The organism is Nonomuraea sp. NPDC049480 (assembly GCF_044465905.1).
In the GTDB taxonomy this organism is placed as follows: domain Bacteria; phylum Actinomycetota; class Actinomycetes; order Streptosporangiales; family Streptosporangiaceae; genus Nonomuraea.
This window is the reverse complement of the sequence record NZ_JBITMD010000002.1, coordinates 42,479-55,800: the sequence shown is the minus strand read 5'-3', so window position 1 is coordinate 55,800 and position 13,322 is coordinate 42,479. Positions and strand designations below refer to the sequence as shown.

Below are 13,322 nucleotides of genomic sequence, written 5' to 3'. Positions count from 1 at the left end.
GCCCAGACTCACGCGAGGGCAGACGCATGACGATCACCGACCCGGCCGCCACCACCCGCCAGGCCGCCACCACTCGCCAGGCCGCGACGCCGCAGCTCGACGAGGCGACCATGCGGCTGATGGAGGACGAGCGGGTGCGCGAGTGCATGACGCACATCGAGCGCCAGCTCGAGCTCTACACCATGCAGTACCAGGACAAGTACCGCAGGCTCACCGAGCAGGCCACCCGCCGCCAGTCCGTCGCCGCGCGTCCCGATTCCACCGCGGCCGAGGGCGGCGTGCTGACGCCGCTGCCGGTGCCGTACCTGTGGTTCGACCTCATGGCGGTCGGCCCGTTCAAGCAGATCGCGCCGGGCGGGCCGCTGCTGCCCAACCGGATCATCCAGTCCGGCGAGCGGGCCGTGCTCTTCGCGGTGCTGTGGCGCAACCCCACGCCGCTCGCCGGCGGACCGTCGGCCTCGGCCGTCATGGCGCCGCTGGTCTACCAGGTACGCGGCGCCAGCATCGAGATCAACACGGCCAGCCAGGGTCCGGCGTTCGAGCCGCCGCCCCAGCCGTTCGGCGCGGGATTCATCAACATCGTCCCGATGGAGATCCCCAGCCTGCCGCAGCCGCTGGAGGGCCGGCCGCGGATCCTGGAGATCCACCTCACCGCTGACGTCGTCGGCGTCGGGACCGGGCTGCCGCCGTTCGCCGCGTTCGCGACCCGGTGGTTCCAGCCGGACCTGCAGCCGGGGTTCCTCGGACAGCCCGACATCCTTCCCGGGATCGTCGAGGAAAGCCCCGTCAGGGTGCTGATCTACCGCTAGCGACATCGAGGGCGCGCGGTGAGCCGGGACTGGCAGGCCAAGCTCGACGCCCGTGGCCGGCGCCACCTGGCCGCCGGGGATTGCCACGGGGCCATCGGGCTTCTCGTGCTCACCGCCGCGCCCCTGGCCGAGGAGCAGCTCGCCGCGCTGGAGCGGGCGGGCATGACGACGTACGCGGCCGAGGGCACCGTGCTGTCCGGCACCGTCGACGGGATCGAGCACCTGCGGCTCGTGGCCGAGCTCCCGTTCGTGGTGCGGATCGAACTGCCCCGGCGGACCCACCCGGAGTGACCATGACAACGCTGGACGCACGCCTGCGGCACTTTCTCGCGCGACTGGACGACGACGTCGAGATGACCGGCACGCTGCTCGCCGAGCGCGTGGGCTGGCAGCCGGGACCCGACTTGGGCACGGTCGACGTGCTGCTGCGCCGCGGGGAGGGCCCGTGGCCGGACGAACTGCTCTCCTGGGCGTTCGCGCCGGATGAGGACCGCGACGTCTTGGGCGCGCGCGTGCCCGTGAATGCGCTGGAGCGGCTGGCGGCGCTGCCGTCCATCGAGCGCGTGGAGTCGTCGCGCCCGCTGTTCCCCGAGCTGAACGTCTCGCGGCCGGACGTACGCGGCGTCGCCGAGGCCCCGGACGGGTCCGGCCCGCTCACCGGCGCGGGCGCCATCGTGGCGATCATCGACAGCGGGATCGACTACACCCATCCCGCCTTCCGGCACGCCAACGGCTCCTCGCGCATCCTCTACCTGTGGGACCAGACCGCGGACGCCATGGCCGAGGCCGCGGTGCCGTACGGCGTGGAGTACGTCAAGGAGGACATCGACAAGGCCCTCGCCGACCCGCGCCCCCACCGGGTCGTCCCGCACACCGACGGCGTCTCCGGGCACGGCACGCACGTCGCGGGCATCGCGGCCGGCGACGACAGCCGGCTCGGCGGAGACTACTCCGGCCTCGCGCCGCGCGCCGACCTCATCGTGGTCGCGCTCGCCGGGACCCCGGGCGTCAGCCTCGGCCGCTCCAGAGAGCTGGTAGACGCCGTCCACTACATCGTCAAGCACGCGGACGGCCACCCGGTCGCGATCAACATCAGCCAGGGCATGAACGGCGGCGGCCACGCGGGGGAGTCCCTGGTCGAACGCGCGCTCGACGCCTACGCCCGCCGTCCCGGCGTCGTCATCGTCAAGTCCGCCGGCAACGAGCAGGAGTGGCGCACGCACGCCGGCGGGACGCTGGCCGAAGGCGACACGGTCGAGCTCGAACTGGTCGTCCCGCCGGGGGATCTGGAGGACGACATCGTCGAGATCTGGTTCGACGGGTCCGACGAGATCGGCGTCGCCGTGGCGCCGCCGCACGGTCCGCCGTCCGGCTTCACCCGGCCGGGCCAGGTGCGGGACTTCACCACCCGCCACGGTGACCGGGTCAGGATCGACAGCGAGACCGACTGCGACGCCGGCGGCGACACGGCGACCACCGTCATCATCACCGCCGGCGGTGGTTCCGGCACGGAGGCGGGCGTCACCGGCTCCGGCCGGGACGGCATCGAGGCCGGTGTCTGGCGGCTGATCCTGCGCGGTGACGCCGTCCGCCACGGCCGCTACGACGCGTGGATCGAACGGGCGCCGCGCGGCGGCCCCGGCGCGGCCGAACAGAGCAGGTTCGCCCCCGCCGGCGCCGACCCGACCCGGACCATCTCCGTGCCCGGCACCGCCCGCCGCGTGATCACGGTCGGCTCGTACGCCACCAGGCCCGCCAACCCGTTCTTCGGCCAGGGCGCACTGTCCGCCTTCAGCAGCCATGGCCCCACCAGGCTCGGCGCGCGCAAACCCGACCTGACCGCGCCGGGCGAGTGGATCGCCTCCGCCCGCGCCGCCGGCAGCGCGCAACCGCCGCGCCCGGACGCCGCCCACACCCTGATGGCGGGCACGAGCATGGCGGCGCCCCATGTCTGCGGCGCGGCGGCGCTCGTCATGGCGGCCCGCCTCGCCGCCGGGCTCCCCCCGCTCGACGGGGAGCAGGCAGGGCAGATCCTGCGTCGTACGGCCCGCGACGCCGGCACCTCGCCCGACGACGGGTGGGGCGAGGGCAAGCTGGACGTGACCGCGGCCGTCGAGGCGGCACGGACGGCCGTCTTCCCCCGGATCACGAGCCTCCACGTCGAGGGCGGCGGCGTGCTGGCCTGGGAGACCGACGTGGACTGCGCGTGGGAGCTGCGCTGCCACACCGCGCTCGGCCAGTTGACCATCGGCAAGGCCGTCGCCCAGCGGGAGCAGCCGGGGTTCGGCCGTACGCACCGGGCGGACCTGACCGGGCTGGCCGGCGGCGACTACGTGTGCGAGATCGTGGTGACCGACCGCTCGGGCCTCTGGACGCGGGACGACAACGACGGCCACGGACACCTGGTGCCGGTGACCGCGGCGCCCCCGGCTCCGGAGGTGGACGACTTCCAGCGGATCAAGGGCGTGGGACCGAAGACCGCCCAGCGCATGAACGAGGCGGGAATCACCACGTTCGAGCAGTTCGCCGCCCTGTCGCCGGAGCAGCTCGCCGCCGTCGTCCAGCCCCTCGGGATCGGCGCCGAGCGGCTCGCCAAGCAGGACTGGATCGCGCAGGCCCGGCTCCTGGCCGCGGCCAGGGAACAGCCGGGTGGGCAGCCTGCGGCGGCCTTCGAGCGTCATTCGTTCACCGTCACGGTGATCGCCGACCCTCGGACCCGCCGGGTGCTGAGCTGGGAGGCGCGGCATCACCAGAGCGACGACGTCGCCAGGAAGCCCGGATGGGACATGGGGGAGCTGGGGGCGTTCATCGCGGAGCGAGGTGACCTGCGCCTGGGCTAGACGGCCAGGTGGCGGCGTATCGACTCGTACAGGGCGGTCGTCTCGGGGCCCGGCGTCATGCCGAGCAAGGCGTCGAGCTCCCGGCAGCACGCCTCGTACTGGGCGACGGCCTTGTGCGGCTGGTTCTGCCTGGCGTAGGAGCGCATGAGCAGCCGGTGGGTCCGCTCGCGGCACGAGTCCCTGACGATGACCTGCCGGCAGGTGTCCACGCATCTGGCGTGGGCTCCCGACGCCAGGTAGAGGACGGCCAGGCCCTCCAGCAGGTCCAGGTACGCGGAGTTCAGCCGCTCCCGCTCGGGGACCACCCAGTCCAGGTACGGCGCGTCCTCCAGGAGCTCGCCCGCGTACAGCGCCAGCGTCTCCTCGTGGCGGCGGATCGCCTGTCCGAGGTCCGCGTCCGGAGCGGGACCGGTGATCGTGGCACAGCCGCGGGCGAACTCCTCGGTGTCCAGCCACACGGTCAGGTCGGGGGCGAGTGAGTAGCTCTCGCGGGCGTGGACCACGATCCGCCGGTCCGGGACGGCCTTGCGCAGGTCGACGCGGAGGGTGTGGAGGGCCGCGTTGAGCCGGTTGCGCGCGGCGCTGTCCGGTACGCCCGGCCAGATCGAGTCGATCATCACGTCCCGGTGGATCGGGCGTGGGTGGCGGAGAAGGAGCAACATGAGCACCGATCTGCCGAGATTCCCGGACCATTCGGTGACGGGCCGCCCGGCGATCCGCAGCCGGAATTCCCCGAGCAACCACGCCTCGACATCCACCCGCCCGACATCCACCCGTCCGGTGTCGGCCCGTCCGGTGTCGGCCCGTCCGGTGTCGGCCCGTCCGGTGTCGGCCCGTCCGGTGTCGGCCCGTCCGGTGTCGGCCCGTCCGGCCGGTGGCGGCGCCGCATGCGGGGCGGCCCGGCTCGCGGGAGGCGTGTCCTCGCGAAGGCCAGCGCATGGGGTGGGTGACGCGTCCGAGGCAGGAGGCAGGCCCATGGCCTCCACCGCACGCAGCAGGAGCCGTATCCGGCCGTGGGACGTACGTGCCCACATGGCCCCGTACGTCAGGCGCAGGACCTTCCTGATCCGCTCGGACCTGATCCGCTCGTACGCGCCGCCCGGCTCGGCAGCCAGCCGCCGGGCGCGCCTGCCGTGCTCCAGCGCCTCGGAAAGGCGCCCGGCGACGAGCGCGGACCTGGTCCGATGCCACGCCTCCCACCCGTCCTCCGAAGAGCCCCGCCCGTCCGCCGTCGCAGCACCCGGCTCCCCACGACCGGCTCCGCCCGTCTCCGCCAGCAGCCGGGCGACCAGCTCCCGGTCGCCCACCCGGCGGCACAGGCCGATCGCCTCCTCGACGGCGTGATCGCTTTCCAGCTCTCCCACCAGCCGCGCCAGCCGCTGCCGGAGGCTCCGCGGCCGGGCCCGGCGGAGCGCGCAGATCGCCGTCGACCACAGCGGCAGCACGCGATACCAGCCGCCGGTGAGCGGCTGCCACCACGGTTCCCTGTCCGGATCGCGGAGCGCGGGACGCAGTGCCGGCAGCCTGTCGTGGGCGTACCCGAGCCGGGCGGCCAGGGCGAGAGCCTCCAACCGGGCGCGGTCGGCGTCGCGCAGCGCCCAGAGGGTGACGGTGGCGACGAGGTCGGCGAGGCAGGCGGAGCGGGCGATGCGTTCCCCGAGCCGGTCGCCACCGTCCAGGCAGGCGGCTCGCAGCACGGAGTCGACGACGGCGGCCCGGCCACCGGTCACCGCCACCAGCCGGGCGACGCTCTCGCCGCCCAGCGGGCAGTCGAGGTGCCCGGCCGCGGCCAGTGCCGTCGCCGCGTCCACTCCCAGGCCGCCGTCACCGGAGCCGGGCGACAGCACCACTTCGGTGGCCGCCAGTGTGGGCGCGGGTCCGTCCAGGTCGAGGCCGGCGGCGGGCTGGATGACCACGGTGGCGGCAGGCGAACCGGCCGCCACCAGCTCCAGCAGGCCCGGCGGCTGGAGTTCGTGCGGCTCCGGCCGTACCCAGCCGAGCTCTCGCCCGCTCCGCTGCAGGTCGGCGGCCAGCCGCCCGTCGAGCAGGTAGCCCTCGGGCGCGAGCAGCCGGTGCCGCGATCCCTCCAGGAGTCCCTGGCACGCGAACTGGGCGGGCCACCGCAGCTCCGGCATCGGCGCGGCCACTTTGGCGAGGAGCACCTTTGCACCTCCCACGAAGGCGTTGCGGCGAACAAACAGCAGGAACGCGGGCAAACGGACCAAGAATAGGAGCTGCCGGGCAGGCGTGTATCAGGACCCGGCTCGGGGGTTTCCCTAGGCGAACCCCTGGGAACCGCAGGCCCGCGGACGCCGGATCAGCGCAGCTTCAACGTGGCGGCGGCGTGCTCGACCCAGGTGGCGAGGAAACGTTCCGGGGCGAGGTCACCGGGCGTGTGGCCGATCATGGTGCGGAGGATCGGGTAGTAGGTCAAGGACGCCAGCAGCACGGCCGCGGTCGCCTCCGGATCGTCGGCCTCGACGGTGCCCAGCTCCTTCTGCGCGGCGATCCACATGGCCCCCTGCTGGTAGACGCCCGCGAGCACGCCCTGCCACATGCGCTCGAACAGCTCCGGGAACGCGTCGTACTCGCGCAGCATGATGCGGACGAGCGCGCTGTCGCTCTCGAGCACGTCCCAGACCACCCGCGCCATGCGCTCCAGCGCCACCCGCCCGCCCTCGCCGGCGGGCGGCTGCGCCGTGGCCGCCGCCGCGCGCTCGGCGATCGTCTCCAGGTTCTGCCGCACGGCCTCTTCCAGGAGGGCGCGCTTGGACGGGAAGTGCTTGTACAGGGCGCCCGAGCCGGTGGTGAGCCCGCATGCCGCCTGGATGTCGGCGACCGAGGTCGCGGCGTATCCCCGGGTGGAGAACAGCCGCACCGCCTCGTCGATGAGGCGCTGCCGGGTGACGCCCGGCGTGGATCTGGCCATGGTAAGAGAGTACTCTCTCACTATGCGAGTGTTCATCACCGGCGGCACCGGGGCGATCGGCGGTCACGCGCTCCCGGCGCTGCTCTCCGCGGGACACACGGTGACCGCCCTCGCCCGCACGCCGGGCAAGGCGGCCGCGCTCAGAGATCGCGGCGCCATCCCCGTCACGGTCTCGCTCTTCGACCGCGAGGCCCTGACCTCGGCGTTCGCCGGGCACGACGCGGTGGTCAACCTGGCGAGCGCGATCCCGCCGATGAGCAGGTTCATGAGCGCCGGGGCACAGCGCGAGAACCACCGGGTGCGCGCCGAGGGCTCGGCCGCGGTCGTGGACGCCGCGCTCGCCGCCGGCGTCGGCCGGGTCGTGCAGGAGTCGGTCAGCATGCTCTACCGCGACCAGGGCGCACGCTGGATCGACGAGGACGCGCCCGTGGATCACTACCCGCTGACCCGCGGCAACTTCGCCGCCGAGGCCGGCGCGCACCGCTTCGAGCGGGAGGGCGGCGGTGCGGGGGTGGTGCTGCGCTTCGGCTGGTTCTACGGGCCGGGCGCCGCGCACAGCGAGCAGATGTACGCCCAGGCCCGCCACCACGTCGGCATGGTCCTCGGCCGCCCGGACGGCTACGTCTCCTCCATCCACCTGGCCGACGCCGCCTCCGCCGTGGTCGCGGCCCTCGGGGTGCCCGCGGGCACGTACAACGTGGTCGACGACGAGCCGCTGACCAAGCGGGAGTACGCCGACACGCTCGCCCGCGCCGCCGGCGCCCGCCTGTGGCTGCGTGTCCCCGGCCGCGCCGCGTACCTCTTCGGCGACCGCCTCACCTCGCTCACCCGCTCGCTACGGGTCGGCAACGCCCGATTCCGCGCGGCCACCGGCTGGTCCCCGCGCTATCCCAGCGCCCGGGAGGGCTGGCCGGCCACGGCCGCCGTGCTCACGCCGGGTTCGGGGGGACGTCCTTGACGAAGACGATCCCGTCGTTCTCGCCCACGTGGTCCGGGTCCAGCGTGATGTAGAGGTAGTCGGCCGACATGTCCTTGCGCGGGGCCGGTTTCCTGCCCGCGCCGTCAAGGGCCGCGGCCAGCCGGGGGGCGTCGATGACGTAGCGGTTTCCCGGGAGCGTGTACAGGAGTCCCTCCAGGGTGTCCGGGTGCGGGACGCCGAGGCTCTGGTGGCGTACGGTGCCGAGGGCCGAGGCCAGGAAGGCGTACCGGTCGCCCAGCCGAGCGTCGACGATCGCCCCTGCGCTCCACCACTCCAGCGGCAGGTCACCCAGCTTCAACGTGCTCTTGTCCCGCTGGAGGTGCCGGTTCCCGCCGTAGACCAGCGTGGGCCCGTGCTCCGCGATGGCCTCGAGGTTGCCGGCCATCATCCCGTCACGCATGCACATCAGCCGTGTCACCCGGGGCGGTGACGCGTCGACCATCCAGAAGTGGTAGCGGAGCAGGCCGGTCGCGGTGCGCCCGTACAGGGACGCCCGCCACCAGGCCTCCCGCGAGGTGGCCGCGATCAGGTGCGGCGTCTGCGCGTCGAGCAGCGCCACCAGATCGTCCGCGATGAGACGCAGCTCCTTGGCCTCGGCGGACTGGCCCACCGACTGGGTGGGATCCATGGCCGCCGCCGGATTCGTCCACCGGTCGTCCGCGCCGATCAGGCGATCGAGGGTCTCCGCGGTGCAGGCGAGGAGCCCGGCGTCGATCCAGGCCGCGAGGTAGCCGTGCAGTGCGGTGAGCGCCTGCCGGGGGCTCGCGGCCACGGTCATCTCCAAGGGCCCGTCGAACCCGAAGAACCGCAACCGCTCCGCCGGTGACCGTTCCTCGTTGTACGCGCGCATCCAGCGGACGAGCTCGCGCGTGGCCGCCGACGCACCGAACCCGTGACTGAAGCCACGCGCCATGACGTCGTCGAGCGTCCCCGTGCCCGCCGTGACGTAGTCGTCCACGACCAGCCCCATGAGACAGTCGCTCTCCAACGCGAACGACCGGTAGCCCTCGTGCTCGACCAGGTGCCGGAAGATCTCGTTCCGCAGTTCGAGAAGCGCCTCCTCGCCGTGCTTCGCCTCGCCCAGCCCGAGCAGCCGGGGCCGGGCGGGGAGCGACCGGAGGAGCCTCGTGACGGCGGCGGGGCCCTCCGTGTCGAGGGCGTAAGCGGTATCCCTGATTTCCATGCCTTCTACGGTATCGTTGAACCTTCTGTGTAGACTTTGAGCCGATATCAGCCCCGTACACGAGGTCGGACCTTCAACATGGCGAACGAGCGACTCCGGCCGGTGGACCTCGCCCGCGAGCACGGCCTGTCCACCCAGGCGATCAGGAACTACGAGGAGGCCGGCATCCTCCCGCCCGCCGCCCGCACACCCTCCGGCTACCGCGCCTACACCGCGCTCCACGCGCAGGCGCTCCGTGCCTTCCTCGCCCTGGTGCCCGGCCACGGCCACCAGACCGCGACCTCGATCATGCAGGCGGTCAACCGGGACGCAGTGGAGGACGCGCTGGAGCTGATCGACCAGAGCCACGCCCGGCTCCTCGACGACCGCCGCACCCTCCTCGCCGTCGAGAACGCCCTCCGCGACCTCGCGCCCGCGACCCTGCCCGGCGACGCTCCCGAGCCCGGCGTCACGTTCATCGGGCCGCTGGCCAGGAAACTCGGAATCCGGCCCGCGACGCTGCGCAAATGGGAGCGCGCCGGGTTGGTGATGCCGCGCCGCGACCGGCAGACCGGTTACCGGGTGTACAGCGCGGCCGACGTACGGGACGCCCGGCTGGCGCACCAGCTGCGGCGGGGCGGCTATCTGCTGGAGCAGATCTCCCCACTGATCGAGCAGGTGCGCACCGCCGGCGGGCTGGCGCCGCTGGAGTCCGCCCTGCACGACTGGCACGGCCGGCTGTCCGCCCGCGGGCGCGCGATGCTGGGCGGCGCCGGCGAACTGGACGCCTACCTGCGCCACCGCGCCTCGGGCCAGGAGGGCGCGGCCTGACCCGCGCTGCTCGTGGGCCCGCGACGATGAACAGCGGGCCTCAGCTTCCGACGGGCTCCGCGCGCATCTGCGCCGAGTGCTGCACCAGCGTGATCAGGACCTCCCTGCTCGAGTCCCGCTTCCGCGCGTCACACATGATGATCGGGATCGCGGGGTCGAGCTGCAGCGCCAGGCGTACCTCTTCCAGCTCGAACGTCGGCGCCCCCTCGAAGCAGTTGACCGCCACCACGAACGGCGTGCCCCGCCGCTCGAAATAGTCCACCGACGGGAAGCAGTCCGCCAGGCGCCGCGTGTCCGCCAGGATGACCGCGCCGAGCGAGCCCTCCGCCAGCTCGTCCCACACGAACCAGAACCGCTCCTGCCCCGGCGTCCCGAACAGGTAGAGGACGTAGTCGGTGCCGAGCGTGATCCGGCCGAAGTCCATCGCCACGGTGGTGGTCCGCTTGGCCTCCACCGAGGTGAGGTCGTCCACGCCGACCCCGCGGTCGGTGAGGATCTCCTCCGTCCGCAGCGGCCGGGTCTCGGAGACCGCGCCGACCATCGTCGTCTTGCCCGCGCCGAAGCCCCCGGCGACGAGGATCTTGATCGCCGTCGGCAGGCGCGGGCGCTCAGAGCGAGCGAAGACCATCGAGCACCGCCCTGTACATCTTCATGTCGTGCATGTCCACCTCGGATTGCGGTTCCTGGGCAGAGACGAGTTCGCGGTCGAACAGGTCCCCGAGCAGCACGCGGATGGTGCCGGCGGGGAGGTCCAGGTGAGCGGCGATCTCGGCGACGGACTTGGGCTCGCGGCAGAGCTGCAGGATCCGCAGGTGCTCGGGGTCCAGTCCGGCGTCCGGGCCCGGCGGCGGGCCGATCGCCAGGGCCATGGAGATCAGGTCGAACTTGCCGTGCGCCGGCTGCGTCCGGCCGCGCGTGACGACGTAGGGCCGGACGATCTCCGGGTCGACCCAGTGCTCGTCCGTCGGGCCGCCCGTCCCTGTCACCGGTCGCCCCTCGCCACGGTCTCGGCGTTGCGGGCGCCCGAGGTGAGGTACTGGCCCACCCGGGCGACCATCATCGCCATCTCGTACGCGATCAGCCCGATGTCGGCGCCCTGCACGCACAGCACGGCCAGGCAGGCGCGCTCGCCCGCCGCGGTCACGATGAGGAACTGGTTCCTCCATTCCACGACGGTCTGCCGCACCGGGCCGCCGGCGATGCGGTCCGAGACGCCCCTGGCCAGGCTCTGCAGCCCGGAGGCCACGGCGGACAGGTGCTCGCCGTCGGTCCGCTGCAACCCGGCGGACGAGGCCATCAACAGGCCGTCGGATGACAGCACGATGGCGTGGTCGGCCTCCTTGACGCGGCCGACGAGGTCGTCGAGCAGCCAGTTCAGGTCAGTGCCCGAGGTGGGGGTCATGATGCCTCGCCTCCCGACTGCTCCTCCAGCATCCTGGCCGCTTCAGTGCGGCCGAGGCGGGTGCCTGACTGCAGGGATCCCATCATCGCGCGGATCTCCTCCGGCGAGCGCTCGTCATCGTCATCCTCGAAGTCTGGCTGCGTGGGCGTGTCGTCCCGCAGCGGCGGCGCAAGGTTGGCCTGGGGTACGCGCAGCGGCAGCCCGGACGGTGTGAACTCGGCCACGGGCTGCTGCTCCGGTTCCGCCGGCGGTTCGGGTTCAGGTTCTGGTTCGGGGACCGGGTCCGGGAGCGGCGCGGACGCCGGGACGGGGGCCGGGCGCGCGCGCTTGAGCGCGCGCACGTTCTCCCCGGTGACGGCGGGGCGCGCCGCCGTCACCACGGCCGTCGGCCGGCGCGGCAGCCGTTCCCCGCCCGCGCCGCCGTGCCTCTCGGGCATGGGGTCGAGCTGGACGAGGTCCTGCGGCAGCAGCACCACGACCGTCGTCCCGCCGTACGGCGACGGCTTGAGCACCACCTGGATGTCGTGCCGCCTGGCCAGCTGGCTGACCACGTAGAGCCCCAGCCGGGCGGTGCCCGTGATGCGGAACTCGGGCGGATTCGCGATGCGCTCGTTCGCGGCCGCGAGGTCCTCGGGCTTCATGCCCAGGCCCCGGTCCTCGATCTCGATCACGTATCCGTTGGCCACGAGCTGGCCGCCGACCTGCACGTTCGTGTACGGCGGGGAGAACGACACGGCGTTCTCGATGAGCTCGGCCAGCAGGTGGACGACGTCGCCGACGGCGCGGCCGACGAGCACGACCTCGCCCATCGGCAGCAGCGTGACCCGGGTGTAGTCCTCGACCTCGGCCAGCGCGCCGCGTACGACGTCGACCATGGGCACCGAGCGGCGCCACGTGCGGGCGGGGGAGGAGCCGGAGAGCACGATGAGATTCTCCGCGTTGCGCCGCATCCGGATGGCGAGGTGGTCCAGCCGGAAAAGCTCCTTCAGCTCCTCGGGATCGGTCTCGCGGCGCTCCATCACGTCGAGCACGGTGAGCTGCCTGTGCACCAGGCCCTGCGTCCTGCGGGCCAGGCTGAGCAGGATGTCGCGGATGCTGCGGCGCAGCTCCGCCTGCTCGGCGGCCACTCTGATCGCGGTGCTCTGCACGGTGTTGAACGCCTGGCCCACCTGGCCGATCTCGTCGTCGCCGAACTGCAGCGGCGGCGCCTCGGCCGCCACGTCGACCTCCTCGCCCCGCCCGATCCGGTCGACCACGCTGGGGAGCCGGTCGTCCGACAGCTCGTGCGCGGCGTCGCGCAGCTTCTGCAACTGGGCGAAGAGCGAGCGCGCCGTGGTGATGGACAGGACGATCGAGGCGATGACCGCGAGGAGCCCGAGACCGCCCGCCAGGGCCAGCCGGACGACCACGTTGACGGCGACGGGCACGGCCCGGTCCACCAGGCGGTCCCCGCCGCCGATCACCAGTGTGTTGAGGTCGCCCAGGGCGCGGTCGGCCGTGGCCTTCCACTGGTCGGCGCTGAACGGCAGGCTTCCCGCGCTCGGGTCCTGCTCGGAGAGCGCTTTCTCCAGCGCCCGCAGGCGAGCGAAGGACTGGCCGTTGATCAGCTTGTCGTAGGCGGCCTTCTCCGAGAGCGGGAGGTCGGCGCCGGCCTGCTCGGCGAGGAGGTGCCAGGCCCCCGTGATCTGGGTGAACCGCGCGTGCTCCGCGGGGGACAGCCGGCCCTCGACGAGGACGCCGGCGAGCAGCGCGTCCTCCCTGGACAGGACCTCCCTGGCGCGGCTCAGGGTGAGGAGGGTGCGGATGTCCTTGGCGAGGGTCTTGTCGTCGAGCGTCGCCATGGAGCCGTAGAGGCCGTAGACGGAGTCGATGACGTCGCCGTAGGCGGCCGTCGCCTCGATGCGGCCGGCCTGGCCCGAATCCACGTCCTGCCGGGTCTTCTTGAGGGTGTCGAGCTGCCGGAACACGTCGCCGAGCCGCCTGGCCGCCTCGTCGTCCATCGCCCAGTCGACGATGCCCGCGCTCGCGGCCTCTCTGAAGGCGGTCAGCGCGAGGTCGGTCTGCTTGCGCTGGGTGTCGAGGTCCTTGCGGGTCCGCGTCGTCGCGTTGCTCAGCTTGACGATCGAGATCCGGCGCTCCCGCTGCAGTTCGACGAGGAGGGGTTCGCTCGGCGCCACGATGCTGGAGTCGAGCTGGGAGACCCACAGGAGGTTGACACCTTCACGAAGGGTGACCCAGGCGGCGAAGGCCCACAGCGCCGCGAGCGAGACCAGCAGAGCCGTGACTTTGGTCCGCAGCCGGGTATTGCGGAAGCCCATTACACCCACCCTGTGAAGGAATTTTTCATGCTGACCACCAGGACTGAAGTGG

At 72.9% G+C, this 13,322-nt stretch carries 12 protein-coding genes; 5 read left to right on the top strand and 7 right to left on the bottom strand.

Annotated features, from left to right (window positions below; genetic code table 11):
• Window positions 1–26 precede the first annotated feature (26 nt).
• The 3 genes from ACIBX3_RS05725 to ACIBX3_RS05715 are packed head-to-tail and all read left to right on the top strand — an operon-like array spanning window position 27 to window position 3,649.
• The gene (locus ACIBX3_RS05725) at window positions 27–809 is read left to right on the top strand and encodes a hypothetical protein (RefSeq protein WP_397113503.1); all 783 of its coding nucleotides are present in this window, start codon (window positions 27–29) and stop codon (window positions 807–809) included.
• A gap of 18 nt (window positions 810–827) precedes the next feature.
• A complete protein-coding gene (locus ACIBX3_RS05720; RefSeq protein WP_397113501.1) occupies window positions 828–1,100 on the top strand; it encodes a hypothetical protein in 273 nt (90 codons plus the stop codon).
• Between the two features lie 2 nt (window positions 1,101–1,102).
• Window positions 1,103–3,649, top strand: a complete 2,547-nt coding sequence (locus ACIBX3_RS05715) for a S8 family serine peptidase (protein ID WP_397113499.1) — start codon at window positions 1,103–1,105, stop codon at window positions 3,647–3,649.
• Here the strand turns inward: ACIBX3_RS05715 and ACIBX3_RS05710 are convergent.
• Window positions 3,646–5,811 carry a BTAD domain-containing putative transcriptional regulator gene (locus ACIBX3_RS05710; protein WP_397113497.1) on the bottom strand — a complete coding sequence of 722 codons (2,166 nt, stop codon included), beginning with the start codon at window positions 5,809–5,811 and terminating at the stop codon, window positions 3,646–3,648. The two genes, ACIBX3_RS05715 and ACIBX3_RS05710, sit on opposite strands and share 4 nt — an antisense overlap.
• A gap of 155 nt (window positions 5,812–5,966) precedes the next feature.
• A complete protein-coding gene (locus ACIBX3_RS05705) occupies window positions 5,967–6,578 on the bottom strand; it encodes a TetR/AcrR family transcriptional regulator (RefSeq protein WP_397113495.1) in 612 nt (203 codons plus the stop codon).
• A 22-nt stretch (window positions 6,579–6,600) separates the two neighbouring features.
• Between ACIBX3_RS05705 and ACIBX3_RS05700 the strand changes: the two genes are divergently transcribed.
• Window positions 6,601–7,536: an NAD-dependent epimerase/dehydratase family protein gene (locus tag ACIBX3_RS05700; RefSeq protein WP_397113493.1), complete on the top strand. Its 936-nt coding sequence runs from the start codon at window positions 6,601–6,603 to the stop codon at window positions 7,534–7,536.
• Here the strand turns inward: ACIBX3_RS05700 and ACIBX3_RS05695 are convergent.
• On the bottom strand, window positions 7,508–8,740 hold the full coding sequence (locus ACIBX3_RS05695; RefSeq protein WP_397113491.1) for an erythromycin esterase family protein: 1,233 nt from the start codon (window positions 8,738–8,740) through the stop codon (window positions 7,508–7,510). The genes ACIBX3_RS05700 and ACIBX3_RS05695 overlap by 29 nt on opposite strands.
• A gap of 78 nt (window positions 8,741–8,818) precedes the next feature.
• On the opposite strand from ACIBX3_RS05695, the gene ACIBX3_RS05690 reads away from it, so the two are divergent.
• Window positions 8,819–9,550 carry a TioE family transcriptional regulator gene (locus ACIBX3_RS05690; protein WP_397113489.1) on the top strand — a complete coding sequence of 244 codons (732 nt, stop codon included), beginning with the start codon at window positions 8,819–8,821 and terminating at the stop codon, window positions 9,548–9,550.
• 40 nt (window positions 9,551–9,590) lie between these two features.
• Here ACIBX3_RS05690 and ACIBX3_RS05685 read toward each other — a convergent pair whose 3' ends face one another.
• Genes ACIBX3_RS05685 through ACIBX3_RS05670 form a run of 4 tightly spaced genes read right to left on the bottom strand, consistent with a single transcriptional unit; the run spans window position 9,591 to window position 13,270 of the window.
• Window positions 9,591–10,178, bottom strand: coding sequence for a GTP-binding protein (locus ACIBX3_RS05685; RefSeq protein ID WP_397113487.1), 588 nt, complete (start codon window positions 10,176–10,178; stop codon window positions 9,591–9,593).
• Window positions 10,159–10,536: a DUF742 domain-containing protein gene (locus tag ACIBX3_RS05680; RefSeq protein ID WP_397113485.1), complete on the bottom strand. Its 378-nt coding sequence runs from the start codon at window positions 10,534–10,536 to the stop codon at window positions 10,159–10,161. The genes ACIBX3_RS05685 and ACIBX3_RS05680 overlap by 20 nt, the downstream gene beginning before the upstream one ends.
• Window positions 10,533–10,952 (bottom strand): roadblock/LC7 domain-containing protein, encoded by a 420-nt coding sequence (locus ACIBX3_RS05675; RefSeq protein ID WP_397113483.1) that lies wholly within the window; start codon window positions 10,950–10,952, stop codon window positions 10,533–10,535. The genes ACIBX3_RS05680 and ACIBX3_RS05675 overlap by 4 nt, the downstream gene beginning before the upstream one ends.
• Entirely contained in the window at window positions 10,949–13,270 is a 2,322-nt protein-coding gene (locus tag ACIBX3_RS05670; protein WP_397113481.1) for a nitrate- and nitrite sensing domain-containing protein, read from the bottom strand. Before ACIBX3_RS05670 ends, ACIBX3_RS05675 begins: the two co-directional genes overlap by 4 nt.
• Window positions 13,271–13,322: the final 52 nt, after the last annotated feature.

Bases quoted from the DNA above. Each gene is read 5' to 3' on its own strand.
- ACIBX3_RS05725 (WP_397113503.1), top strand. From the start codon at position 27: ATGACGATCACCGACCCGGCCGCCACCACCCGCCAGGCCGCCACCACT.
- ACIBX3_RS05715 (WP_397113499.1), top strand. From the start codon at position 1,103: ATGACAACGCTGGACGCACGCCTGCGGCACTTTCTCGCGCGACTGGAC.
- ACIBX3_RS05705 (WP_397113495.1), bottom strand. From the start codon at position 6,578: ATGGCCAGATCCACGCCGGGCGTCACCCGGCAGCGCCTCATCGACGAG.
- ACIBX3_RS05700 (WP_397113493.1), top strand. From the start codon at position 6,601: ATGCGAGTGTTCATCACCGGCGGCACCGGGGCGATCGGCGGTCACGCG.
- ACIBX3_RS05695 (WP_397113491.1), bottom strand. From the start codon at position 8,740: ATGGAAATCAGGGATACCGCTTACGCCCTCGACACGGAGGGCCCCGCC.
- ACIBX3_RS05690 (WP_397113489.1), top strand. From the start codon at position 8,819: ATGGCGAACGAGCGACTCCGGCCGGTGGACCTCGCCCGCGAGCACGGC.
- ACIBX3_RS05685 (WP_397113487.1), bottom strand. From the start codon at position 10,178: ATGGTCTTCGCTCGCTCTGAGCGCCCGCGCCTGCCGACGGCGATCAAG.
- ACIBX3_RS05675 (WP_397113483.1), bottom strand. From the start codon at position 10,952: ATGACCCCCACCTCGGGCACTGACCTGAACTGGCTGCTCGACGACCTC.
- ACIBX3_RS05670 (WP_397113481.1), bottom strand. From the start codon at position 13,270: ATGGGCTTCCGCAATACCCGGCTGCGGACCAAAGTCACGGCTCTGCTG.